Source organism: Dokdonia sp. R86516 (assembly GCF_044596715.1).
Lineage (GTDB): Bacteria > Bacteroidota > Bacteroidia > Flavobacteriales > Flavobacteriaceae > Dokdonia.
In genome coordinates this window covers 3,300,168-3,326,547 of sequence record NZ_CP138998.1, presented here as the reverse complement: position 1 = coordinate 3,326,547, position 26,380 = coordinate 3,300,168, and the positions used below count along the sequence as shown (strand labels likewise).

Annotated in this window: 20 protein-coding genes and 1 riboswitch; of the genes, 5 read left to right on the top strand and 15 right to left on the bottom strand. The window is 37.2% G+C overall.

Annotation, left to right across the window (positions count from 1 at the left end):
* Nucleotides 1–73: 73 nt before the first annotated feature.
* From SJY23_RS14880 to SJY23_RS14870, 3 genes are read right to left on the bottom strand one after another with little or no spacing between them, the layout of a single operon-like run.
* Nucleotides 74–868 (bottom strand): ABC transporter ATP-binding protein, encoded by a 795-nt coding sequence (locus SJY23_RS14880; protein ID WP_396596960.1) that lies wholly within the window; start codon nucleotides 866–868, stop codon nucleotides 74–76.
* Nucleotides 869–1,888, bottom strand: a complete 1,020-nt coding sequence (locus SJY23_RS14875) for an iron chelate uptake ABC transporter family permease subunit (protein WP_396596959.1) — start codon at nucleotides 1,886–1,888, stop codon at nucleotides 869–871. It lies immediately after the preceding gene.
* On the bottom strand, nucleotides 1,881–3,062 hold the full coding sequence (locus tag SJY23_RS14870; protein ID WP_396596958.1) for an ABC transporter substrate-binding protein: 1,182 nt from the start codon (nucleotides 3,060–3,062) through the stop codon (nucleotides 1,881–1,883). The genes SJY23_RS14875 and SJY23_RS14870 overlap by 8 nt, the downstream gene beginning before the upstream one ends.
* Nucleotides 3,063–3,182: 120 nt before the next feature.
* Nucleotides 3,183–3,389: riboswitch (cobalamin riboswitch) on the top strand.
* 32 nt (nucleotides 3,390–3,421) lie between these two features.
* Between SJY23_RS14870 and SJY23_RS14865 the strand changes: the two genes are divergently transcribed.
* Entirely contained in the window at nucleotides 3,422–5,278 is a 1,857-nt protein-coding gene (locus SJY23_RS14865; protein WP_396596957.1) for a TonB-dependent receptor, read from the top strand.
* An 8-nt stretch (nucleotides 5,279–5,286) separates the two neighbouring features.
* On the top strand, nucleotides 5,287–6,360 hold the full coding sequence (locus SJY23_RS14860; RefSeq protein ID WP_396596956.1) for a YncE family protein: 1,074 nt from the start codon (nucleotides 5,287–5,289) through the stop codon (nucleotides 6,358–6,360).
* A gap of 83 nt (nucleotides 6,361–6,443) precedes the next feature.
* Here the strand turns inward: SJY23_RS14860 and SJY23_RS14855 are convergent, their stop codons facing one another.
* The 4 genes from SJY23_RS14855 to SJY23_RS14840 all read right to left on the bottom strand — a co-directional run bounded on the left by SJY23_RS14855 (nucleotide 6,444) and on the right by SJY23_RS14840 (nucleotide 12,964).
* Nucleotides 6,444–7,883 carry a S41 family peptidase gene (locus tag SJY23_RS14855; RefSeq protein WP_035336394.1) on the bottom strand — a complete coding sequence of 480 codons (1,440 nt, stop codon included), beginning with the start codon at nucleotides 7,881–7,883 and terminating at the stop codon, nucleotides 6,444–6,446.
* 142 nt (nucleotides 7,884–8,025) lie between these two features.
* Entirely contained in the window at nucleotides 8,026–10,851 is a 2,826-nt protein-coding gene (locus SJY23_RS14850) for a TonB-dependent receptor domain-containing protein (protein ID WP_396596955.1), read from the bottom strand.
* A gap of 195 nt (nucleotides 10,852–11,046) precedes the next feature.
* Nucleotides 11,047–11,709 carry a hypothetical protein gene (locus SJY23_RS14845; protein WP_396596954.1) on the bottom strand — a complete coding sequence of 221 codons (663 nt, stop codon included), beginning with the start codon at nucleotides 11,707–11,709 and terminating at the stop codon, nucleotides 11,047–11,049.
* Nucleotides 11,702–12,964, bottom strand: coding sequence for an exo-beta-N-acetylmuramidase NamZ domain-containing protein (locus tag SJY23_RS14840; protein ID WP_396596953.1), 1,263 nt, complete (start codon nucleotides 12,962–12,964; stop codon nucleotides 11,702–11,704). The genes SJY23_RS14845 and SJY23_RS14840 overlap by 8 nt, the downstream gene beginning before the upstream one ends.
* On the opposite strand from SJY23_RS14840, the gene SJY23_RS14835 reads away from it, so the two are divergent.
* Nucleotides 12,965–14,197, top strand: coding sequence for an ABC transporter permease (locus tag SJY23_RS14835; RefSeq protein WP_396596952.1), 1,233 nt, complete (start codon nucleotides 12,965–12,967; stop codon nucleotides 14,195–14,197).
* Nucleotides 14,198–14,210: 13 nt separating this feature from the next.
* Here SJY23_RS14835 and SJY23_RS14830 read toward each other — a convergent pair whose 3' ends face one another.
* The 4 genes from SJY23_RS14830 to SJY23_RS14815 are packed head-to-tail and all read right to left on the bottom strand — an operon-like array spanning nucleotide 14,211 to nucleotide 17,871.
* On the bottom strand, nucleotides 14,211–14,708 hold the full coding sequence (locus SJY23_RS14830; RefSeq protein WP_396596951.1) for a hypothetical protein: 498 nt from the start codon (nucleotides 14,706–14,708) through the stop codon (nucleotides 14,211–14,213).
* Nucleotides 14,709–14,757: 49 nt separating this feature from the next.
* Entirely contained in the window at nucleotides 14,758–16,377 is a 1,620-nt protein-coding gene (locus SJY23_RS14825) for a M1 family metallopeptidase (RefSeq protein WP_396596950.1), read from the bottom strand.
* 47 nt (nucleotides 16,378–16,424) lie between these two features.
* On the bottom strand, nucleotides 16,425–16,964 hold the full coding sequence (locus SJY23_RS14820) for a DsrE family protein (protein WP_396596949.1): 540 nt from the start codon (nucleotides 16,962–16,964) through the stop codon (nucleotides 16,425–16,427).
* 1 nt (nucleotide 16,965) lies between these two features.
* The gene (locus SJY23_RS14815) at nucleotides 16,966–17,871 is read right to left on the bottom strand and encodes a Brp/Blh family beta-carotene 15,15'-dioxygenase (protein ID WP_396596948.1); all 906 of its coding nucleotides are present in this window, start codon (nucleotides 17,869–17,871) and stop codon (nucleotides 16,966–16,968) included.
* A gap of 114 nt (nucleotides 17,872–17,985) precedes the next feature.
* Here SJY23_RS14815 and SJY23_RS14810 point away from each other — a divergent pair, with 114 nt between their 5' ends.
* Nucleotides 17,986–18,726 carry a bacteriorhodopsin-like gene (locus SJY23_RS14810; RefSeq protein WP_035336410.1) on the top strand — a complete coding sequence of 247 codons (741 nt, stop codon included), beginning with the start codon at nucleotides 17,986–17,988 and terminating at the stop codon, nucleotides 18,724–18,726.
* A gap of 220 nt (nucleotides 18,727–18,946) precedes the next feature.
* On the opposite strand, the gene SJY23_RS14805 is transcribed toward SJY23_RS14810, so the two are convergent.
* The 3 genes from SJY23_RS14805 to SJY23_RS14795 all read right to left on the bottom strand — a co-directional run bounded on the left by SJY23_RS14805 (nucleotide 18,947) and on the right by SJY23_RS14795 (nucleotide 21,658).
* A complete protein-coding gene (locus SJY23_RS14805) occupies nucleotides 18,947–19,297 on the bottom strand; it encodes a hypothetical protein (protein ID WP_035336413.1) in 351 nt (116 codons plus the stop codon).
* Between the two features lie 121 nt (nucleotides 19,298–19,418).
* Entirely contained in the window at nucleotides 19,419–20,993 is a 1,575-nt protein-coding gene (locus SJY23_RS14800; protein ID WP_396596947.1) for a GMC oxidoreductase, read from the bottom strand.
* Between the two features lie 254 nt (nucleotides 20,994–21,247).
* Nucleotides 21,248–21,658 carry a DUF4293 domain-containing protein gene (locus SJY23_RS14795; RefSeq protein ID WP_035336415.1) on the bottom strand — a complete coding sequence of 137 codons (411 nt, stop codon included), beginning with the start codon at nucleotides 21,656–21,658 and terminating at the stop codon, nucleotides 21,248–21,250.
* 203 nt (nucleotides 21,659–21,861) lie between these two features.
* On the opposite strand from SJY23_RS14795, the gene rho reads away from it, so the two are divergent.
* Nucleotides 21,862–23,607 (top strand): transcription termination factor Rho, encoded by a 1,746-nt coding sequence (gene rho, locus SJY23_RS14790; protein ID WP_396596946.1) that lies wholly within the window; start codon nucleotides 21,862–21,864, stop codon nucleotides 23,605–23,607.
* An 858-nt stretch (nucleotides 23,608–24,465) separates the two neighbouring features.
* On the opposite strand, the gene SJY23_RS14785 is transcribed toward rho, so the two are convergent.
* Nucleotides 24,466–26,337, bottom strand: a complete 1,872-nt coding sequence (locus tag SJY23_RS14785) for a SulP family inorganic anion transporter (protein ID WP_396596945.1) — start codon at nucleotides 26,335–26,337, stop codon at nucleotides 24,466–24,468.
* Nucleotides 26,338–26,380 lie beyond the last annotated feature (43 nt).

Genomic DNA, 26,380 nt, shown 5'->3' with positions numbered 1-26,380 from the left:
CTCGGTTTACTACTTTGCTTTTTCAACAAAAGCTTGTGATATTATCTTGACAGAAAGATTGTGATTTATCTAATTACGGTTTTAAAAAAAAGATACCCTTTTCTTTATCAAATCCCACATGCTCAGAAGGAAACAATGTGTCAAAAACTCCATCACTTACCAATCTAGAAGGCGTGTTAAAGTGCGTTGTACCACTTTTCATGACTATCATTTTGTCACAAGCATTTAGCGCATATGGGATATCATGTGTGGAAAATAATATTGTTTTACCATGCTCATGAGCAATAGAAGTAAGCAGTTTTAATAACGAAGCTTTGTGATGTAAGTCAAGATGAGTCATGGGTTCATCAAGTAAAATCACATCTGTATCTTGTGCTAGTGCTCGTGCAATTAAAACACGCTGTAGTTGACCATCACTAAGCTCGTAGCATTTTTTATCCTTTAGGTCGAAGGTCTCCGTGTTTTTAAGTGCTTTGATAATTACTTCTCTATCAGTATCAGAAATGGTTCCTAGCCAGTTTGTGTAGGGTTGTCTTCCTAAGGCTACAAGTTCGGCAACAGATAGATTTTTTGAGATAGGTTGGTTAGTAAGCACTACACTCAATTGTTGTGCGAGTAGGGATGGAGAAATGGTTTTTATTTGCTTTCGCGAAAGCGTAACCTCACCACTCACAATAGGTTGTAATCCAGATAATGTGCGAAGTAATGTGGACTTTCCTGCGCCGTTAATACCCACAATACCTACGAGTTCTCCTTTGTTTATATCTAGGTTTATTTCGCTAGCAATGACAGTATTTACTGGTGATGCCAGATAGCCTATAGAAAGATCTGTAGTTTGTAAAATGCTATGTGAGCTCGGATTATTCATCTAGAAAAGTAATTTCTTTTTACGCACTAATAACCAAATTACAACAGGAGCTCCTACCATTGCAGAAATTGCGTTGATGGGAAGTGTAAATTCGCTAAAAGGTACTTGCGCAATCGTGTCACAAATAAGCATTAAAATGGCGCCTCCCATGATTACCGCTGGTAATAATATAACGTGTCTTGTGGTTTTTATCACCTGACGAATAAGATGCGGAACTGCAAGCCCAATAAAAGCAATAGGACCTGCAAAGGCAGTGATACTACCAGCTAGTAGGCTAGTTGCGATGATAATAAGTAATCTTGAACGTGAGAATCTAGTGCCTAAAGTTCTTGCATAAGCATCGCCAAGTAAAAAGCTGTCGAGTGATTTTATACTTGTGATGGATAAAACTAATCCTGCGGCAAAGCAAAGTGCCAAAATCCCAACGCCATTCCATGATAAATCACCAAGACTTCCAAACGACCAAAAGACAAAACGTTGTAACTCCTCGGCTTTACTGAAGTAAGCCAGAACGCTCACTACGGCACTAGTGAGGCTACCCACCATGAGACCTATAATGAGTAATGCCATCGTATCTTTTACACGAGTGGCCACTCCTATAACCATGAGTAATACCAGAAAACTACCTGCGCTTGCGGCGATAATAAGACCCCATTTACCAGAAAGAATTGCTGTAGAAAGCCCGAGAGCGGTACCTCCCAGAATGTATAATGCAACCCCTAAACTTGCTCCACTACTAATACCTAATACAAAAGGACCTGCCAGCGGATTACGGAAAAGTGTTTGCATAAGCAATCCAGATACCGCAAGTCCAGATCCGGCAATAATTGCAGTGATAGCTTTAGGTAATCTGTAGTCTACAATGATATATTCCCAAGAAGATTTTGAAACCTCAGAACCTACAAGGCTCGCAATAACATCCTGTATAGGTATAGCAACAGATCCTAGACTTAGATTTGCTAGTACACATACCAGCAACACTAGCGTAAGAATGAGAAATGTAAGGCTCGTGTTATTCATCTAGTGTGTCAAAAAAAGTAAATGCCTCTGTGATCATTTCTGGATGTAAGATTTTGGCAAGATCTCGCAATACTAAATCAGGTCTGTTAGGTGCTAGCTCATAATATAACAATCCGCCAGTTTCTCCTTTATATTTTGCAAATGTGTAAACTTTCTTGTTTTTAAATGCGTCAAACTGAGCATAAGCAGGATTATCACTCGCAAGCTTAGCATAACTCGTGTACTGTCCTGGTGCTATCCAGAAGTCGGCTTGCTGTCCTTTTTCTAGCACAGATTCTATACTTAGTGCGATACTTCCAGCTCCCTCGGTCTCAGACCACAAGTAATTACCGCCAGCATCTTCAAGTACTTTTGCCTGCCAGCTGTCACCCTTAGGTAGATACCAGATATCTTTAAACATACCTCCACTTAAAACTGTTGGCTTATTTTCTATAGCCGCTATTTGCTCTTTTAATAGGTTGTAGTTGGTTTCTATGTAATTAAAAATGCTATCTGCCTCGCGCTCTTTGCCATAAAGTGCGCCAAAAAACTTAATCCATTCTGCTTTTCCTAGTGGGTCTTTCTCTACCCAATCTCCATTATATAGTACAGGAATTCCAGCTCGTTCTACACTGTTAAGCGACTTGTTTTCTCCCTCTACACCAAAGCTTATAATTGCTTCTGGACGCAGCTCGATAGTGAGTTCTGTATTGAGTGATTCATTTTGACCAAGGTCAATAATTTCTTTGTTTGCAATACGCTTTCGCGAAAGCGGACTAGAGATATAATCAAGGTTAGGAAAACCTTTTAGCGTCTCTGCTACACCCAGCATTTCTAACGAAGGGATATGTGTGGTGGAAGTAACGACAACAGTGTTTAACGGTGTTTTTAGAATGGCATCTACACCCTGTGATTTAAGCGTTTGTTCTAATACGTTAAACTGCTCTTCATCTGTGTTATTTCCAGAAGAATCTCTCGGTATTAGTGCATATTTAAACTCCTTTTGCGCTCCAGGAAATGCTTCTGTAACTGTTATAATTGTATGATTTGAGTATTGTTTTATAGAGAATCCATTTGCATAATCTATAGACAATGAAGTGCCTTGGCCATCGCTGTTTTTAACCTCTTTTAACTTCTCTTTACATGAAATGAAAAGTGATAATAAAGTAACTAGAAATAGGGTAGTATTCTTCATCTGTCAAAAGTAGCATTAAAATAATCAATGCGACAAGCGCTCATTTAAGATTACAAATGACCGACTTGAGCTTGTGATTAGTTTTTAAATATTTATAGATAGACTGAAACATAGTTGTGTATATTTGTGCCGAATTTTGGTTCTAATGTGCTACACGAGCACGGAGGATTAATAGGGAATTCCGTTAAAAACGGAAGCTGTTCCCGCAACTGTAAGCTAAGCCCTTTATGGGTTTGTTACTACTACAAAGCCACTGTCACAAGGTGTTGTGATGGGAAGGTGTAACAAAAGCAAGCCAGGAGACCTGCCACAATTTTTAATTAAAATCAAGCGACTCTCGGGTAAAGAGGCGGTAGGTAATGAGACATATTTTCCTTTTTATTGCAGTGATGCTGTATGCACACGCGTCTGTTGGACAGGTAGATACACTTCAAGTTTTACCTGAGGTGATATTGAGTGACGTAAAGTTACGAGAGCACAGCGTGGGGATTGCAATTCAAAAAGTATCTGATAGTATATTGCGGCAATCTAGAACATCTCTTACAGATGTTTTGAAGAATAATACAAGTATATATTTTAGAGAAAATGGTCCTGGAGGTGTTTCTTCGGCGTCTTTTAGAGGGACAAATGCTTCTCAAACAGCCGTAGTGTGGAATGGTATCAATATAAACAGTCAGCTCACAGGTCAAACCGATTTTAATACCATCTCCACTAATAATTACGATAATCTTGACGTGCGTGCAGGCGGTGGAAGCATCATTTATGGTTCAGGAGCAATAGGAGGGAGCGTCCACCTTAATAATGAAATCCAGTTCTACAAACGTGCTGAGACTATTATCTCTGCGGGTTATGGAAGTTTTGATACACAGGTAGCACATGCAAAAACAAGATTTTCTACAGACAAATTTTATGTGGACGTAGGAGCCGATTTCCAGCAGTCTGAAAATGATTTTGACTATCTGGATACAGATAATTTGTTCAATGCTAACGGTCAATATGAGAATCTAGATCTCAATCTCAATGCTGGCTACCTATTATCAAGTGATGGAGATAATACTCAAATTTTAAAATTACATCATAACACATACGTAGGCGATCGTAATTTTTCTGGTACCCTAACCGCACCCTCTAATGATGCTTATGAGGATCGCAACACGAGAACCTTAGTAGCTTGGGAAAATCTAAGCAAGCGATATGATGGAACTTTAAGACTAGCTCATATTTATGAGCAATTCAGATATTTTGCAAACAATGAGTCAGTCCTTAATGATTTAGGCAAAGCCGCTCGTTACCTAGCAAACTATGAGGGAACTTTAAAAATAGATTCGTCCAAGAGACTTACGTTTTTGGGAGAAATAAACACCATATCGGCAGCGGGAGCTTCTATTGAGAAGGCATCTAGAACAAGCGCGGCTGCTGTAGGTTTATGGAAACATCAAGTGCTATCGGCATTAAGTTATGAAATACAGGTAAGGCAGGAAGTTGTTGAAGATTATCGTAGTCCATTCTTACTAGGGGTTGGTTTGGATTACGCTTTCGCGAAAGCGTATAAAGTTTCATTCAACGCTTCCCGCAATTACCGTGTACCTACATTTAATGATACCTACTGGGCGGGACCTAGAGCTACTGGGAATCCAGATATTAAACCAGAAACAAGTAAACAAGCCGAGCTAGGGATTGCTAGAAGTAAGAACAACGTCTCTTTAGGTTTAAGAGGTTTTTATATAGATACAGACGATTTGATTAAATGGCAACCTAACAGTGCAGGAATATGGAGTCCCGTAAACATTGCAGACACGGAGCATTATGGAGCCGAATTGTCTTTTAAACTTGATAAGAAATTGGGACAACATCAATTTACAGCTACTGCAGCATACGCTTATACCATTGCAGAGAACACAGAAACTAATAAACAACTTATTTATGTGCCTAAAAATAAGGGTACTGTTGGTGTGAGTCATAATTATAGTTGGCTTAGTTCATATGTGCAGGGTATTTATAATGGAAGTGTTTTTACTACAACAGATAATACATCAACAGTAGAAGGTTCTTTTGTTGCAAATGCAGGCTTAACTGCGGAACTTTTTAAGAGTGGAAATCATAAAATGATATTATCCACACAAATAAATAATGTCTTGAATACAAATTACCAAACGGTCGCTTTTAGGCCTAATCCTGGGCGCAACTTTTTAATACAAACAACGTATACCTTTTAAACACAATTATGAAAAAAACAATTTATTTATTATCCGTAGTATCGCTATTTGCCTTTTCTTGTGAAAGTGATGATGACTTTACAGAGCCAATTATAGAAGTAGAAGTAGAAGATGAGGCTTATGAGAATGGATTTTTAGTGACTAATCAGGGACCTTTTAATAATGGTTTTGGTACAGTGTCGTTTATCGATGAAGGATTTAGTGCTATCGAAAATGATATTTATCAGACTGTAAATGACGATAACCTAGGTAACATTGTGCAATCTATAGGGTTTACAGAGAATAATGCCTATGTAGTTGCAAATGTTGGGAATAGACTTACGGTAGTAAATAGGTTTACCTTTGAAGAAATTGATCGTATTGAAACAGGCTTATCTAATCCAAGATTTTTTGCAAGTGCAAATGGGAAAGGGTATATAACAAACTGGGGAGATGGAACAGATGCAACAGATGATTACATTGCTGTTATAGATCTAGCCACTAATACAATCTCTACCACTATCGCAGTAGAAGAAGGACCTGAAGAAATACTTTATAATGGAACTTATCTTTACGTTACAAATCAAGGTGGTTTTGGTGTAAATGATATTGTTACAGTGATTGATCCTGCTACAGATACTGTGGTTACAACAATAGAAGTAGGTGATGCACCAAATGGATTAGAGTTAGATAGCTCAGGGAATTTATGGGTACTTGCTGGAGGTTCTCCATCATTTACAGGCACAGAGACTGCAGGAAGTCTATCTGTAATTAATACAACTACAAATACAGTATCTGCTTCATTTGATTTTGGAGTTACAGATCATCCTAACTCTATTAATATAGAAGGCCAAAATCTTTATTACTATTTAAATGGAGAGGTTTTTGTTTCTTCTACCACGGACTTTGAAATACCTACGACTCCAGAATTAACTGGATTATCATTATTTAATATGATTGTAAGAGGGAATGAATTAATAGGTACAAATGCAGGAGATTTTGCAAGTAATGGTTCTGTTGAAGTTTATGACCTTACAACTGGAACTTTGGTTAATACACTTACAGCAGGTGTTATACCAGAAAATATCTATTTTAATGAATAGTATTCATTGCTCTAATGAACTATATTAAAAAAGGGGTAACTATACTATATGTTACCCCTTTTTTATTACTCTTTAATTACTATTTATAAATCGATACGATCTACCATCATACGTTGATATAATGGATCTTCTTGTTCTGAATCGTAAATAGAGCGCTGAATATTAGTATTGTAGTTCGTACTACTTCTACCATTAAGAATAACGTCTATAGCAGCATCTAATAATGGTTCTCCTTGTTCTCCTAGTTGTCCAAAGTTTTCAAAATCTTCGGCAATTAGTACATCTGGTGTAAAACCATCAAAGTAGTCTGTTAATCCATCTGCATTTACAGATTTTAATACTAATGGCAACATTACATAACGATGATTAGGGTTTGCTTCTGAACGACGGAAATTAGGTGCAGGGGCATCATATAATAAAAATGAACCTTCAAATTTACCTACGGTATTAGTTCCTATTTGAATTACCTCAATGTAAGGATCAAGACCGCTTAATATCAGTTCGCTCGCACTTGCACTTCTACCTGTTGTAAGAACAAAAACTCTGGTTAAGCCTAAGCTATTTATGGCTGGTCCATCATCTCCAGAGCCAAGATTGTTATTAAATCTTCTTACGAATTCATTTGCTTGATTTCTATCTGCATTATACTCTTGGGTTATGAATTCTTCACCATTAAACTGTCCAGTTATCATAGTAGAAAGATCGTTTGCACTTTCAATAGATCCGCCTCCATTATATCTTAAGTCAAGAACAAGATCTGTAACACCCGCACTTTGAAATTGCGCAAAGGCAGCGTTTAGTTCGCTATCAAATTCATTTGTAAAACCTGTGTAGTGTAGATATCCTATTTCGTTACCTCCCACGCTCAGTACGTTTACCGTATGAACAGGGTTTATAGTGAGTTCTGTTTTATTAATTACAATCTCTTCTCCTGTTACAGTAAAGTCTGTTCCATCATATGTCGCGAGACCTATAGTGTAACTTTCTGGAGCAAAAAAGCTATTAAAGTTTGTACTTCCATCTATTGCTTGTCCATCAGCACTTGCGAGAGGTTGCCCATCAACTAGTGTAAATATCATTCCTCGCTCTGCTCCTGCAAGATCTGCAGGGCTGTCATTTACTACATAGCGCACAATACCAAAAGCGGTAGTAGGATCATTAGGCATAATAAGTAAAGAAATATTTAATCCAGAAGAAGTACGTATACCTGCAAGAGAGTTTTCAAGAGCAACATAGTCATCTCTTAATATACTAAAACGATCTCTTGTAGATGTGAGCGCATCAAAGGCTGCTTCTGGCGATGAGAACTGACTTAAGTAGTCAAATCTAGCGGCGTCATTCTCAAAAAAGTCATTTGCTAGTTCTGGAACGTCTTCTTTGTACAGTGACCAATAATTTAACCCTCGATATACAAAGTCTGAGATTTCAATATTTTCTGCTGGTATTAAATTATCATCAAGGTCATCATCACAAGAACTTAAAAAGGCAAGAAGTAAAAGTGATAGGAGTGCTACGTTTTTCATTAATTATGAGGGTTTAATGTGACTTACTGTAAATATAGTTAAACGTAATTGTACGGCAAAGATTACAAAGGATTGTATAATTTCATAAAAAAAGCCTCTCTATACATAAATATAGAGAGGCTTTTATGAAGTAATCAGCTCCTTAGAACTGGTAGTTAAGAGATAAGTTAAACATCGTACCTAACTGGCTAAAGTGATAACCGTCATACGTCATTTGAGAATAGCGCTGGTTGAAAGTTATTAAATTAGATTGGTTTTGCGTTGCTGCTGCATCTGCTAAAATAGCTGATCCTGCTGCATTTTCTGCTTTAAATTCCCACTCTGGTAATACATTCAATAGGTTGTTTACGTTAAGGGCAAGTGTGATCTTTTCAGTTACGTTATAGTTGATACCAAGATCTGTAACAATCTTAGGGATAAACTCTGTGCGTAGGTTGTCATCAAGTCCTTGTTGTTTAAATGTAGTTTTACCAAAATATGTGTTGTTTAAAGAGAAAGCAAACTTCCCGATATCATAATTACCACCTAAAATCCACTTAGTTCTAGGTCTAGAGGTAAAGAATAAAGCTTCTTGTGTAGCATTTACTACAGATTGTCCAGAATCCTCTACAAGCTGTGGATTTTTTACAGCACCATCACGCTCATTTGTAATTGTATAATTACCAGATAGATTAAGTCCAAGCTTACCGTTACCTAGCTCAATATTTCTTTTACTAATAACAACGTCAAGTCCAGAAGTTCTTGTATCAATAGCATTAGAAAAGAAACTTACATCACTCAAGTTATTGTCTCTTAGAATATCATCTAGTGGAGTAGTACCTATATTATTACCGTCATCATCAAATTCAGTTCCTGTAATTTCAGATCCTAAAACGATACGATCTTTTACAGCAATGTTGTAATAATCTACTGTAAACGTAAAATTGTTTGCTAGTTTACCACCAAAACCAATGGTGAAGTTATTTGATGTCTCTGCATCTAGTTCATCAATTCCTAATAATTGGGCTTGTGTAGACACGTTATTTACTAAACCTCCCACTTGAATACCTTGACCTGGGATAAAGCTATATTGTGCTTTTTGTGTATAAATCTGGTGTAATGTAGGTGCTCTAAATCCAGTAGATAATGAACCTCTTACTGTGAGATTGTCTGTAAGCTTATAGCGTGAGCTAAATTTATAAACAAATGTATTACCAAAATCAGAGTAATTTTCTGTTCTAACTGTTCCGCTTAATAAGAAAGCATCAGTAACGTCATAATCTAAAGAGAAATACCCTCCAAAGTTGTAACGGTTGAATTTTCCAGAGTTTTCAGGGCTGTTACCTGCAAAAGAATCTGCTCCACCACCATCATAAGAATCAAGCTTTCCTTCAATTACCTCAAATACCTCATTTCTAAACTCAGCACCAAATCCAATACTTACTTTGTCTGAAAGTACTCTAGAGATATCAATGTTACCTACATTATGAGTAAATTTTGTTCCACCTGGATCAAATTGGCGTGCGCTATTTTCTCTGTATAATTGAGATCCTTCAGTAATTTCACCATCATCTACAGTTCCATTCCCGTTTGCATCAACAAAAACAGATGGGGAGAATACAACGTTTCTATTGTGAGAGTCACTTACACGGTATGTTTGTGTGTTTCCTCCGGTAGTGTAACTAGCGTCCACATTCCATTCATTAATGCTAGTTCTAATTCCAATCGTACCATTATAATCGTTAAGAAGACCTTCAAACGTAGGTACATAACCATCATAACCACCTGGATTATTAGGGTTATCACCAGGAAAGAAATCGGCTAAATAAGGGAAGTCTGTAATAGTTCTCCAATATGGAGTTCTATAATTTGCAAAACTGTTAACCTTTTTATAGACATAAGCGGTATTGAAATACAACTCAGTATTATCACTTAGGTCAAAACCTCCATTTACTAGAAATTTAGAAGATGCCGTCTCTGGTGATCCGTTAATGTTATTTGCATCTGGATTACGAGATAAAAACTCCTCTACCTCACCTAAAGTGATTGGAACAGCGGCTTCATCATCAAAAAAGTCTCCAAATTCACCAGCAGCATCCACTTTACCTGGTCTATTTGCAAGATTTACTTTAGAGAAGTCTACAGTATAATTGATAAACCCTTTGTCATCGCCAATTGTGTTTCCATTGTTCACACTGATTCCTACCATCTCACCATCACCCTCAGAAGTAATCCCAGTTCTTAGCGTTGCCGATCCTTGATTGTCATTATCTTTTAAAATAACGTTCATTACACCAGCTATTGCATCAGAACCATATTGTGCAGATGCACCATCACGTAATATTTCAACGCGCTTGATTGCATCTGTAGGGATTGCAGAAATATCTGCACCCGTCTCTCCACGTCCTGGAGAAGTTTGAGTATAAAGAAGTGCACTTAGGTTTTTTCTTTTACCATTAACTAATATTAATGTTCTAGAAGGACCCATATTTCTGATTTCATATGGATCTAGAAGAGAAGTTGCATCATTTACAGGAGTTTGTACGGTATTAAATGATGGTATCTTATACTGTAACGCTTTGTCAAAGGTTACTTGACCAGTAGTTTGTAGCTCTTTGGCAGATACTACATCTACAGGTACAGCCGTGTCTACCTGACTTCTAGGTGCAGTTCTTGATCCTACAAGTACCACTTCACCAAGGCCTACGCCTTCTTCAAGGGTAACATTAATAGATGATTGTCCATTTACAGCTACGCGCTTGGTATCAAAGCCTAAGTAGCTTATTTCTAAAGTACCGTTGCTTTGAACTGTAATATTGTAATTACCATCAAAATCTGTGATAGCACCATTTGAAGTTCCTTTTTCAATGACGTTTGCACCAGAGATGGGAACGTTGTTTTTATCTGTCACAGTACCTGTAACAGTAACTTGAGAAAATGAGGTCACACCAATTAATAGACCTAAAATAGTTAACGTGAGTTTAAACATATTTGATTTGTTAGTTAATAAATTTTAATAGATATCGAATATCTGTTAATTAGTGTTAAAACTAATACAAAATCGCAATGTAAATAACTGTTTAGTGCTTAAATTTTAGATAAATACAATTTTTAAGATATTTATTGTCAACTGAAAGTTTGTGAGTAGGCATTATCACTGGCCTTAGAGGGAAATCTGTAATATTTAACCTATCATATTGATTAACAATGCGATATCGTTATAGATGCGAGTGTATGTCTCTTTGCGGGTTCTATAACCTAGAAAAGAGGAACAATATATTAGGGTTTCTAGTTCAGTTATATTATATAAGTCATCAATCTTCTCAAAATGAGATGCGTCTGGCACTCGTTGTTCTAATGTGTAACCAATCCACTCTTGAGAAAAGAATGTCGCTCCTTTTCTATTAAATAGTAAGATGAGTTCGGGTGAAACATGCTCAATAACCTCTCTGGTGATTTTTAATTGGCTTTTTAAGAAGTTCCGGCCTTTCTCATCTTTAAGGAAATATTCTATTTGTTTTTGCTCTGTATGACGTTGATAAAATAAATCACAGTAGGTAATTCCCAATCGCTCAAGGCCTTTAAGTAATGTGGAGGATTTTTTAAAATAACGATCAGAACTTAAGTGGTCATAGTTGTAGCTATATCCATTACTCCCTACAAAATCATTTCTGAGAGAGGGGTTAATACCCATTACTAGTATTTTGGCTTTAGGGTTTACTTCGGAGAATACAAATCCTTCTTCAACTATAGCTAGTTGCTCTGCCGTTATAGACTGACTTTTAAATTGAGTGAAAATGTGTTCAATTTTCGCTTTAAGCGCACTATTAAAAGAATCGTTATTCATACATAAGGTACTGCTTACGTATGTTTTTAAAGTTTTCTATATCCTTTATCCAGTTACGTTTAATCTCTTTGAAAGTATATCCATCTTGGATTTGCTGCTGTAGTTTTTTATTTCCAGCATGAAGTGTAAAACTAGCAGTTTTAAAGAAGTTCTTCTTATCAGCGCTTGCAGTGTAAGCCTCTATGAGCCACTCTAGATTAACGTGATTCATGTACTCTTGTGTGCGCAAGTCTACACCATAGCACAGCTGCCCATTATGTTTAGGTTTTTTTGAACCAAAATTGGGCTGCGGAGTGTAAGAGTATGCAAAGTTGCTAGGTGAAAAATCTGGAGCGCCGAAGATTTGAAACTGCATTTCTGTTCCTCTTCCCGCATTAATGGTAGTTCCTTCAAAGAAGCCTAGGCTAGGGTAGAGGTTAATACTTTTATCGTTAGGAAGGTTAGGAGATGGGCGGGTAGGTAGTGAGTACGGCGTAGAGTATGTCCAGTTTTTTAACGGTATTACTGTAAGGTCACACTGCATGCTGCCTTTAAGCCAGCCCTCACCATTTACCATCATAGCATATTCTCCTATAGTCATACCGTATACTAAGGGTACTTCATGCATCCCTAAAAAACTTGAGTGCTCCTTTTCCAGCGTAGGACCGTCTATATAATGAGCATTAGGATTTGGTCTATCTAGCACAATCACGGGAATTTCTTTTTCGGCAGCGGCTTCCATCACGTAGGTGAGTGTAGAAATATAGGTGTAAAATCGAACACCCACATCTTGTATGTCAAAGAGGATTATATCGAGACCTTCTAATTGCTCCTGGCTAGGCTTTTTATTTTTACCATAAAGGGAAATAATATCGAGTCCAGTTTTTGGATCTTTTCCATCTTTTACTTGCTCCCCAGCATCTACATCACCGCGAAACCCATGTTCTGGTGAGAAAACACGTGTTATATCAATTCCGCTTGAGACAAGAGAATCTACGAGATGTGTACTTTCCTTTTCGGTGTGCGGAGTACTTTTAAATATGAGTCCGCTTTTGTTTGTGACTACACCTACCTTTTTACCTTTTAATAATGGTAAGTATAAGGATGTTCTGTTTGCGCCTGTAATAATTTTTTTCTGAGGTAAAGTTTCCTTTATGAGTGGTTGAGTATTAGATTCCGCTTTCGCCAAAGCGTTACTATCTCCACCACTATTTGCACAAGAAATTAAGAGTGTGAGCGTTAAAAAAAGGGTATTTTTGAAGAAAATGAGACGCATTTGAATTTAGAGTATTTTATAGCCAAACGCCTAAGTAGCGCGACATCGTATAAAAGTAGTGCTTCCAGTACGATAATTAAAATTGCTATCGTAGCAATTGCGATTGGTATGGTGATGATGCTTATATCTATTGCTACAGGATTAGGACTCCAGCGAGAAATTAGACAAAAAGTATCTGCTTTTTCTGGAGATATTGTGGTGTCAAATTTTGACGGAAATAACAGTGAAGAAACTCCAAATCCAATTTCTATAAATCAAGATTTTTACCCAGATTTTAATGCAGTACCAGAGGTAACACATGTACAGGCAATTACTGTAAAAGCGGGTGTAATAAGGACTGCCGAGACCTTTGAAGGAGTAATTTACAAAGGTCTAGGTGACGATTATGACTGGAATCGTATAGAGGAATACATAGTTGAGGGTAGAAAACCAGCACTTACGGGAGCGCTTAATAATGAGACTATCTTTAGTACTTATCTTGCAAATCGCTTAGGCTTTAAAGTAGGCGATAAAGCAATCATACAATTTGTAAATAAAGATAACACGCGTTTTAGACCAAGGGCTTTAGAGATTGTAGGGCTTTATGAAAGTGCATATCAAGAATTTGATAAAGTGTACATCATGGGTGATCGTCGTCACCTCGCTCGCATAAATAACTGGGAGAAAGACGAGGTAGGGGCTTTTGAGGTTTTTGTAGATGATTTTGATAACCTAGAGGCACTTAATAATAAAGTGTATGAAAATTCTGGTTCTACGTTGAGGTCTATCTCTGTGATACAGAGCAATTACAATATTTTTGAATGGATTAAATTATTCGACTTCAATATCATTTTGATTATTGTTATCATGATATTGATTGCAGGTATTAATATGATTGTGGCGTTGCTTGTACTAGTACTAGAGCGTACAAAAATGATAGGCGTGCTTAAGGCGCTCGGAGCGTCAGACTGGAGTGTACGTAAGATTTTTATCTATAATGCCATGTATCTTATAGGCCTTGGACTCTTCTGGGGTAATCTAATAGGTCTAGGAATACTGTATGCTCAGAAAATATTTGGATTTGTGAAGTTAGACCCATCTACTTATTATGTGAGTGAGGCGCCAGTGCTCATAGACTTCTGGCATATTCTCTCTCTTAATATAGGCGTGTTTGTGGTGTGTGTACTTATACTCCTTATACCATCTTACATCATAACAAAAATAAGCCCGGTAAAGGCAATACGTTTTGAGTAAGTAGTAATAGCGTTTAGTTAGATTGAAATCCTTGTTCCCATTCGCTATTAATTATAGTTGCTCCATAAACGAGCTTGTGGCCAAAGGTCCAGGCAGCCATTGTAAAATCTTCTTTAATGATGGATGGTTCCATACGCCATTCCTCGTTGTTATTAGGTTTACCCATTAGCGATTCGGCAAGGGATCGTACGATGCTCATGTCTTTATATGCAATGGTGATAGCATATAATAACGGCTCTGTATCTTTTGTAAATAAATAGCTATACGATGTAATAGAGCTATCACTTACAGCTTCTATATATTCTATTTTAAACTCCGACTCTTGATCTAAGCGTGTCGCTTTTGGAGCCTTTTTTTTAAACTTTTTTAGAGTCATGCCTAGATATAGCTGCTTCTTTTTAAGTTCTTTTGGGAAGTGTTGTTGCTGTTTTCCTTTTGAAAATGCATCTAAGCTCACTGAAGGCGCATTGATGAACAAGCATAAGAATAGTAAACTCCATTTTAATAGCATGTGATAGGTGGTTGCTCATTATAAAGCAACATTGTGTTGTTGTGACTAATTATCGTTTTCTTGTATGTATGTAGAAATCCGCTGGAATACTTAAATCATTTATTTTCTTAGGCATTTTAAGCTCTTGCCACTGATCTGTAGGCTTTATTGACCTTGTTTTACCATTTATCGTTATAGAAAGTGGCATAGAGAAATCGCTTATCACGTTTGTGTAGCGATAACTCAGTTTCTTTTTATTTACTTTATATTCAAAGGTTGGGATATTTACCGTTCTTAGGTATTGGTCAAATATAGGAGCAAGATTTTTATTCAGTTTTCTAGACATAAAATCTTCTACCATTGCGCTTGTAGTGGTTTTATGGTAAAACTCTTTATTAAGTCCACGTAAAGTCTCTCGCCACAGCTCATCGTTATCTACAATGGTGCGTATGGTGTGTAGCATATTTGCACCTTTATAGTACATATCGCCACTTCCAGAACGATTTACATCGTAAGTACCTATGATAGGTCTATCATTTCTAATGTTTTTACGCAGTCCAATTACGTACTCACTAGCAGCATCTTTTCCAAAATGATAATCTAGATAAAGATTTTCTGAGTAATTAGTAAAGCTCTCGTGAATCCACATATCTGCAACATCTTTATTTGTAATGTTGTTTGCAAACCATTCGTGACCAGATTCATGTATGATTATAAAGTCAAATTTAAGTCCTTGTCCTGTGCCAGATAAATCTCTTCCTAAATAGCCATTTGCAAACTTGTTTCCGTAAGTTACAGAGCTTTGATGTTCCATCCCTAAGTATGGAGCTTGCACGAGTTTAAAACTATCCTCATAAAATGGATAAGGACCAAACCAATGTTCAAAAGCTTCCATCATCATAGGGGCTTGTGTAAACTGAGCTCTCGCTTTTTCCTCATCTTCACGAAGCACCCAGTAGCTCATATCCAGTGGTCCTTTCTCTCCTTTATATACCTCTGAGAAGTTTACATAATCTCCTATATTAAGGTTAACTCCGTAATTATTTATAGGATTTCTTACTGCCCAGTGATATGTTTTTGTAGATGCTGTGCTGTCTATGCCCACGAGTCGTCCATTAGATACATCTACTAGATCTTTAGGAACGGTAACATGCATGTCTAAACTATCTACCTCGTCTGCTGGGTGATCACGATTAGGCCACCAGACACTAGATCCTATTCCTTGATTAGAAGAGGCAATGAAATGTTTTCCATTAGTGTCTTGTTGCCAAGTAATACCGCCGTCCCATGGTGGGTTTACGGCTATTTGCGGCTTTCCTTCAAAACTTAAACTTATACTTTTTATAGTTCCTTCTGGTTGAGGGTCTTCTAGTTGTATAAAATGAGCAGCACCTTCAGAGCGTACATCAAGAGAGTGTCCATCTTGCATTACAGCAGTGAGTTCCATAGGGGCTTGAAGATCTATTTGTAACTCGGTCACGCCTTCTTCTAGCACCCGATAGGTCATTATATTAGTGCCTATTAAAGATTTTGATTCTGGCATTACCGTGACAGAAAGATCATAGTGAACAAGATCCCACCAGGCTCGTTGTGGAGTGATTGATCCTCGAAGGCTATCTTGACGAGTAACTTCTTGAGAAAATACAGATAATGTGATAAAAGAAAATACTAATGTAAATAGTAAGCGCATGTGGGTGTAATTATCTAATGGTTTAGATTTATGAAAGCAAAATATCTTTAAAAGGCGATGAGCGTGTATCCTTCCATTTGCGATTGACTTAAAACCGTCATTGCTGAAAGTCCTACGTCTATCATTTCTAGTCTTCGTTCTTTAGTAATATTGCGCGCTCCAGCAGTTTGACCACAAAGGATGAGTGATACGTTTGCTTCTTTCAATGCTTTTAGTAACTCAATGTTCGGATTATTTACGCCAAATTTTTCTTTGTATAATTCATTAGTGAGCATACCATAAGCTGCTTGTCCATGAATAGCGGCACGTATATTCATATTTGCTACAGGAACACCTGCTTTTTCTTGCATGTTGAGAAAGCGCGCCATCGTCTCAATATATGGATTACGCTGGCTTGGATTTTCAGGTGCCTTTGCTACATCAAACACTACTTTGAAAATAGCGCTAGTATCTGTTTTAAAATCAGGGTTGTCTACCTCATAGGTTTTTCCAAAATCCTTTATCACATTCCCATTTGTTGATACGGGTTGTTGTGCATACGCTTTCGCGAAAGCGAGACTTAAAACAAGTAAGAAAGTATATTTCATGTTAATGATTTTTAGTGTTATTGTTTTTCTTTTTGAACATCAATGATATTATCAATGAATGTGGAAATGTCACTGCGGCGATAAAGGAAAAGAAAATTGCAAAGAAAAGCACACTTTCCTGAAGCCAAAAGTAGCTTAAACCAATACCTATAATTGAAATAATCCAATAAGGCAGTGCATTTTTTATATAAAACCAAATGGTTTGATTTGTAAATCTACCGTATATAAAGTGTATTTGTTCAAAAAGAGATGGAAGACTATGCCACAATACGAAGTATATAGTAAAACCCCAGATGAGAGATGACATTTTGAAGATAACAATAAGCAAGCCTAAAAAGAAGAGTTCTTTTAATACTAGTTTTTTAAAACTATCACTTTTAAAAGTTAGTATGGCTCCTGTTATGATAAATACTGTGAGCACAATGTATAAGGCGTATAAGAGAAATAAATGAGGAAAAGTTACTCCAGTAATTGCCAAGACAATATCCTCCACTTGCTGCTCATTGAAATAGAATAATATCATGAGTATAAGCGCACCATAACTGAGTTGTAGTATAGCAGATAATAACTTGTGTTGTGCATCAACTTTAGACTCCCAATGTTGCTCGCCAAAATGATATGCACTAAAAAGAACAAATAAGATTACAGTAATAGAGGGTATGGTATAAAATGCAATAAATGTAAGTAGCACTGTAAGTACATAAAAGAAGAGCGATTTAATGAAGCTCCGTTTTTTCTCTTTAGTAAATAACTTCTCTATTAATAATAAATCATTTGAGCCGTGTATAATTCCAAAAGTTAGAATGAGTAAAAAACCCAAAACCAATTCAGCTTTAGTAGAAAATAGTGTGGCAACCCATAATCCTGCAAAACTGCCTATAATTGTGATATTATGAATTTTTGTCATTAATGATTTTTGTATTGATAATTTTAAGTAAAAAATTATGAGAAAATAATTATTTATTTGTTTAACATTATTTAAATTTACTTAAACAAATGTTTAATTAAAAATATCAATGCTATGAAATTTTTATTACAATTATTATTACTTGCCGACCCTACAAAACTAGATCCAAGTGATTATGTAGGATTTACATTTTTTGTGGGTGCGATGGCGATGATGGCAGCTTCTGCTTTCTTTTTTCTATCCCTCAACCAATTTAACAAGAAGTGGCGAACCTCAGTGCTGGTATCCGGATTAATTACGTTTATTGCCGCAGTGCACTACTGGTACATGCGAGATTATTGGTTTGCTATTCAAGAGTCTCCTACCTTTTTTAGATACGTAGACTGGGTACTTACCGTTCCATTAATGTGCGTTGAATTCTACTTAATACTAAAAGTAGCTGGTGCAAAACCTGCACTTATGTGGAAACTAATTGTGTTTTCTGTAATTATGCTCGTAACAGGGTACTTTGGAGAAGCTGTATTTCAAGATCAAGCAGCATTATGGGGAGCTATCTCTGGAGCCGCATATTTCTATATCGTGTATGAAATCTGGTTAGGAAGCGCAAAGAAAATAGCTGTAGCCGCAGGTGGAGATATTCTCAAAGCACATAAAATACTATGTTGGTTTGTACTTGTAGGTTGGGCGATTTATCCACTAGGATATATGTTAGGTACAGACGGATGGTACACGAGCATCTTAGGAAAAGGAAGCGTAGATATCGCTTATAATATTGCAGATGCTATCAATAAGATAGGATTTGGACTAGTGATTTATGCACTAGCTGTTAAGAAGAATGAAGTTGAGGTTGTTTAAGTTTGATTAGTAAAAGGTGAAAACACTCAATTGGAAAACGCAACCAGTAATGGTTGCGTTTTTTTATGTTTACTCAATTATTAGATTGTATAGTGGGTTTATAACGCTTTCGCGAAAATAATCTAGTTGACTAAATAGTAAACAAAACTTTTTGTGTCATCATTTATGTATTCATCTCTAATGATGGAGTTCTATATGTTGAGATATTTACAACTAGATTTTACTCTTCCTCTTCTTGAAAAGTCTCTCTTGATAATAATTTGCTAGATACCTTATATGTTCCAGCATACGTAAGACCAGCCTGACTCTTTCTAGAAGTTAAAAATGCTTTTTTATACCACTTGGCATCTGTAGCTTTCTTTCTGAAGTCCTCGTGCTTGAATACTTTATAAGAACTTCCATTGTGCCATGATTCCACGGTAAAGACACCTAAACCAAAGTGCTCTGCACGTTGAAGTACAATCTCAAAATCTGCTTCAGAGAACTGGTAAGAGTCATCTGCCTCAGATTCTTTGTTGAGATTAGTCAAACCATTAAATAAGTGTTGTTCTAAAAATTCTGTTTTTTCCATAGTGGCGGTGAAGGTACTGTTTAAAAGGGAAAAGTATCACTTTTTTGTTAGCACGAAGATGATTTTTAACGCTTACGGCATTTAAAAATTTTTAAGGTAGGCTCTCAACGTACGCTTTGCTTTATTGCTTGTTTGGTATACGATGCATCGCTCTTTCTGCAATAGCCGTAATGGTAAGTGAAGGATTCACACCAGGATTTGCCGAAATCATAGAGCCATCAACCACAAGCATGTTTTTATAGCCAAAAACGTTGTTGTCTTTATCGATTACTCCATGCTCTGCGTTTTCTCCCATAACTGCACCACCTAGTATGTGGGCTGTAGATGGTATTCCAGCCAGTGTTTCTAAAGCAAAAGAGGTGCTTACACCTTTTATAGCCTTACTGTATGATTTAACAAGCGCTATAGATTCGGGTATAAATGGAGTAGGAGCCTTTCCAGAACTTACCGTAGATGTCATCTTACCAAACATATTTCTTTTAAAGCGCAATGTGCTGTCTAGCGTTTGCATGAATAATAAAACAACAGTGTTCTTTGCCCAGCCATTAGTAATGTAGATTTTAAAATAATCTTTAGGGCTTTTAATTAATTTGATAGCTGTTTTAAAAAGGCGTGAGAATATATTAGAGCCCGTAACATATGGTAAGTGAGCGAGCTTCCAAGCGTTAGAGCCTTCTCCATATCTACATATTTCTAGATGGCTATTTTCATCGGTATCGAGTATGCTTCCTATGGCAACTCCTTTTGAGAGGTTTTTGTCTTTTTCAAGTGTAGAGACACTTATAAGTGTTTCATTATTACTTCGTATATCTTTTCCAAGATGATCTGAAAGCTGAGGTAGGGATTTAGTTTTTAAGTGTAATAAAAGCTTTACCGTCCCTAGTACACCACCAGAAAAGATAACGCCTTTGGTCGTTATTTTTTGACGTTTGCCCAGAATGCGAGTACTTCTTTTTATAGATACCTCGTAGCCTAGAGCACTATTATTTTTATCTAATGGTTGTACGTCATAGACTTCATTTTCGGCAAGTATGGTAGCTCCTTGTTTTTGAGCAAGATATAGGTAGTTCTTGTCTAGTGTGTTTTTTGCATTATGGCGACAACCGGTCATACATGCACCACAAAAATTACACCCAGCACGATCTGGACCTTCTCCATTAAAATATGGGTCTTTAACGGTTTTATTAGGCTCTCCAAAAAAGACTGCCACCCGCGTAGGATTGAACTTTTGTGCGATATTTAAATCATTTGCTACGGCTTTGAGCGCTTTATCTCCATCATATAAGGACGGATTTTGAGCAGCGCCTAGCATTCTCAACGCTTCCTTATAGTATGGTTTTAGGTCGTCTTCCCAGTCATTAAGCGACTTCCAGCTTCCAGAGTTAAAGAAAGTGCTTTTAGGAGTGGGCAACGTATTAGCATAAACTAGCGAGCCGCCGCCCACTCCTGTTCCAGAGATTATGGCAATGTGCTTGAATATGGACAGTTTCATAATCCCAAAAAACCGCAGGTAGGGCATCCAGAGCCATTTTCTTAGATTCCAGTTGGTTTTAGGAAAATCGGTTGCTTTGTACCATTTTCCTTTTTCAACCACGAGTACTTTATATCCCTTTTGAGAAAGACGAAGGGCACTTACAGAGCCACCAAAACCGCTACCTACTATGATATAATCGTATGCTAAGTCTTTTTGATTCATAAGGGTTTTGATGTGTGCAAGGTTATTTGTCCTATAATTTACTAAACTTCATGATAACGGATGGTTGTAACTAGTTCAATCAATACCCTCGTCTGCTGCAAAATTTAATACTTTTTGAGTAAAAATATAGAAGTGTAGCTTATTTCTATTTAAAAGATTATTGTTCTCGGGTTCAAATTTTCGCGCAAGCATAAAAAAAAGCCTCTCAAATAAATGAGAGGCTTTACGCACTAATAAAACTTAAGATTATAGGCTTATCGTAATCTATCAACAGATTTTACGAGATCTTCATCGCGCTTGATTGCCTTGTTTGCCAAGACGAGTAAAACGATAGAAACAAGCGGAATGATCATCCCAATACCTTTCTCAAGAACCGCCGTTCCTCCAGATAAGATTTGTGATCGATATACCAAAATACCTAATAATGCAAAGTTTAATAAGATATTGAGACGCCCTAAGACGAATTGGTTCTTTCTATTATTCCATAAAAATATGGAAATAAATGAGAATACAGCACTAAGACTAAAAAGTGTTATGTAAGAAATATCATCTGTTGCCCATACAGCTTCTCCATTCACATCAGAATAAAGGCTAAAGGCATATGGCAATCCTAGTGAAACTAAGGCTGCTAGTAAAAGATAAATAGTTTGTATACGTTGTATCACGTGCTTCTCATTTTAAACTACGGTAAAAATAAGTCTCATTTTGTGATATTGCTAAGAAAACTTTAAAAATAAAATTGTATCATTGTCTTGTAATTATGTAAAAGGCTCTCCGCTTGTTACTTAATTATCTAATTTTTTTTAGTATCAAATTCTTCTTTTGGTACGCAATAATCACCCGATTAATAATTTACCCACATTACTAGATGTTTGATATTTCAGAATTAAAAGCAAAGAAGCTTCCCGAGCTTCAAGAGATTGCAAAAGGGATTAATGTTCCTAAATACAGATCATTAAAAAAGCTAGACCTTGTTTATAGAATACTTGATTTACAAGCGGCCGACCCAACAAAAATTGAAGCAGTAGTACCCAAAGCAAAAGAACCAGTTGCTAAAACTCCAGCTGCTAAAACTGAGCGCAAACCTCGTACTCCTCGTCCAGCAAAAGCTGCAAAAGACACTAAGGATGCGCCATCATCAACAACTAAAGACGCCAAAGACGTTAAAGATGCTCCCGTAAAAGGAAAATCTCCTGCAAAAAAGGAAGCACCTGCAAAAAGAGAACCTCAAGCAAAAAAGGAAGCTGTAAAACGCGAACCTGCAAAAGGGAAAGGTGGGGATGATACAAAGTCACCACAAAAACGAGATAATCAGAAAGATACTCGTAATAACGACAAGCGCTCAAATAACGATCGTCAAAACAATGATAAGCGCAATTCTCGTGATAACAACCGTAATTCTCGTAACAACTCTCAGCGTAATAATCGCAACCAGAAAGACGGCAATTCACACGGAAATAAAGATAATCGCAACCGCTATCGCGAGCCAGATTATGAATTTGAAGGCATTATAGAAAGTGAAGGAGTTCTAGATATTATGCAAGACGGCTATGGCTTCTTACGTAGCTCTGACTATAACTACCTAGCTTCTCCAGATGATATTTATGTATCACAATCACAAATAAGACTTTTTGGTCTTAAAACGGGTGATACTGTTCTAGGTGTAATACGCCCTCCTAAAGAAGGAGAGAAGTATTTCCCACTTATTAAAGTAAGTAAGATTAATGGCTTAAACCCTAACATCGTTAGAGATCGCGTTTCTTTTGAGCACTTAACGCCATTATTTCCTACAGAAAAGTTTAACCTAGCAAATCGTCAAGCAAGTATATCAACTCGTGTAATGGACATGTTTGCACCTATAGGAAAAGGTCAACGTGGTATGATTGTATCACAACCTAAGACGGGTAAAACCATGTTGCTTAAGGATGTTGCAAATGCTATCGCAGCAAACCACCCAGAGGTGTATCAAATAGTACTTCTTATAGATGAACGTCCAGAAGAAGTTACAGACATGCAGCGCAATGTAAATGGAGAGGTTGTAGCCTCTACATTTGATAAAGAAGCGCATGAACACGTGAAAGTGGCAAATATTGTCCTTGAGAAAGCAAAGCGTCTTGTAGAGTGTGGTCACGATGTCGTAATACTTCTTGACTCAATCACTCGTCTTGCACGTGCTTATAACACCGTACAGCCGGCATCTGGAAAGATTCTTTCTGGAGGTGTAGATGCAAATGCATTACACAAGCCTAAGCGTTTCTTTGGAGCAGCACGTAACATAGAAGGAGGTGGATCACTTACCATTCTTGCTACTGCACTTACAGACACAGGTTCAAAAATGGACGAAGTAATCTTTGAGGAATTCAAGGGTACAGGTAACATGGAGCTACAATTGGATCGCAATATTGCAAACCGCCGTATTTTCCCAGCGATTGATCTTACGTCTTCATCTACACGTCGTGATGACTTACTACACAGTAAAGATACTACGCAACGTCTATGGGTATTGCGTAAATACCTTGCAGATATGAACCCTGTAGAAGCAATGGAATTTATGAGTGACCGTATCAAGAGCACAAAAAACAATGAGGAATTCTTGATCTCAATGAATCAATAAGTATCCTCTTTTTAGTAAAACAAAAACCCTCTCAATAGCATTGAGAGGGTTTTTTTATGTCTAATAATTTTTTGTAGAAGCACTCGCGTGTTTTACCCTTACAAAAGTAGTTTCCCGCTTTACATTACAATTCCTCGTTACGCTATTGCTACACTGCGGGATTTTCATTTAAGTTTTTAGTGTGTACTTGGAGCGCTCACGTTTTGTTTCCTTACAAGAGCAGTTTCCCGCTTTGCATTACAATTCCTCGTTACGCTATCGCTGCACTGCGGGATTTTCATTTAAGTTTTTAATGTGTACTTGGAGCGCTCACGTTTTGCTTCCTTACAAGAGTAGTTTCCCGCTTTGCATTACAATTCCTCGTTTCGCTATCGCTACACTACGGGATTTTCATTGTAATCGGGGCTAGCAGCTAATGCCAGTGTTAATCTGCAAAAGCTCAATTTTATGCGCACTTAAAATCTTTACGTATAAAAAAAGCTCACCCTTCAGAGCTGGGGGAACATTAAAAAGAAAAAAGCTCGCCCTTTAGGGTCGGGGAAAAGCTTTTCGGAATCAAAAGCTGCTCCTTCATTACAATTTCTAGCTACACTACGGGATTTTCATTGCAATCGGGGCTAGCGGCTAATGCAAGTGTTACTCTGCAAAAGCTCAACTTTCTGCGCACTTAAAAATCTTTACGTATAAAAAAAAAACTCACCCTTCAGGGCTGGTGAAACCTTTTTCAAACTAAGCTCACCCTTCAAACCCGAGAAAAATATTAAAAAGAAAAAAACTCACCCTTCAGGGCTGGGGAAAGCTTTTTCAAACCGAGCTCACACTTTAGCGCTAGGTAAAAGCTCCCCTCAAGCACATCTTTTAAGCCTCCGTCTCTAGCACTCCAGAAAGTACGTGATAACGAGGGTCATCTACACTTTCTTCAATTACTTTGTCAAATTTAGGAGAGGCTTTGCGCATTAAGTCTTTACACTCTGTACTGAGGTGCTTAAGTGTGATTGTTTTACCTACGGCTTCATACTTCTCAAGGAGTACAAAAATAGCTTCTAGGGCAGAGTGGTCTGCGACTTTTGCCTCTATGAAGTCAATTTCTATGTGGTCTGGATCACCGTTGATGTCAAACTTAGAATTAAAACTCTGAATACTCCCAAAGAATAATGGGCCCCAGATCTCATATACCTTTGTGCCATCTGCTTTAAATTTCTTTCTAGCTCTAATTTTCTTAGCGCTACTCCAAGCAAATGATAAGGCTGCTATAATTACACCTACAAATACAGCAATAGCAAGATCAAAAAATACAGTCACTGCAGATACTATAATAAGAACAAATGCATCTGATACTGGTATTTTCTTTAAAATTCTAAAACTAGACCAAGCAAATGTCTCAATAACCATCATAAACATTACACCCACGAGTGCAGCAATAGGAACCTGCTCTATAAAACGGTCTGCAAATAAGATAAAGGTAAGTAGCGTGACTGCCATCATTACACCAGAGAGTCTACCACGACCTCCAGCGTTAATGTTTATTACTGTTTGCCCTATCATACCACAACCACCAGTTCCTCCAAAAATACCACTCACGATGTTACCAGCTCCTTGTGCGACGCACTCTCTGTTTCCGTTACCTCTAGAGTCTGTCATCTCATCTACAAGGTTCATAGTCATCAAGGTTTCTATAAGTCCTACAGAAGCAGCAAGAAATGCATACGGCGCGATAAATTTAAGTGTGTCAAGGTTAAATGGAAGGTTGCTCCATAGGTCAAATACATTGAGCTTGCTTGAGATTTCTGCCATACCATTTAAACCGGCACCACCACCATCTCTTATAAACTCACCTACGTTTACAGCATCTAAGCCTCCAAAAATCGATATTAAGGATACAATAACAATAGCGGTAAGCGCGGCAGGAATTTTAGGAGTTAGCTTTGGTAATCCCCATACAATGAGCATTGTAAGCAGTACAAGGCCTATCATCGTATAGAGTGACTTGCCTTTCATCCAGGTTTTTACAACTCCTTTGTCTTTTACAGAGTAAAAGCCATCTTCTGAAGCGTTAAAAACTACCTTTTGTGTATTTGTATCATAAACTTGTCCGTCTGAGAGTACAAAAACTTCCTTGTTTGTGGCTTTGTTTATGACTGAGTTTCCTTCTATTGTAAATAGTACGGTATTAGAAACTTTGTCTTTTACTTCATTATCAGATACGGTATAAACGAGCTCTTTTGAAGCTGTTTTACGCATATTGTCACCAGCATAATCTTTCTTATTTTCTTTAAACATCCCTAGTTGTGCAAGAAATATAACGATGGCTAGACCGTTTACAAACCCCATCATTACTGGGTGTGGTATCAAACGCACAAACTTCCCTAGCTTGAATAAGCCAGCAAATACCTGAATAACTCCCATTAATACTACAGCTGCGAGTAAATAGAAGTACCCCATATTTTCAACAGGCTGATCAAATAGTAATCCCTTTGCGTGGCCTTCTTGGATCATCTGTACAAAAATCACAGCAACAGCTCCTGCAGCACCAGAGATTAACCCTGGTCTACCGCCAAAAAGCGCAGAGATAATACCAATAACAAATGCCCCAAATAAAGCAACAATAGGGCTTATTTGTGCTACAAAGGCAAAGGCAACTACCTCAGGTATCATAGCTAGAGAAACGGTGATACCAGATAGAATATCGTTTTTAGGATTTGCAGTAAAGTTGTTAAAAATGCGTTTCATAGGTCGTTTTTAAGAAGCCGCAAAGATAGGGTATTCTTAAAGT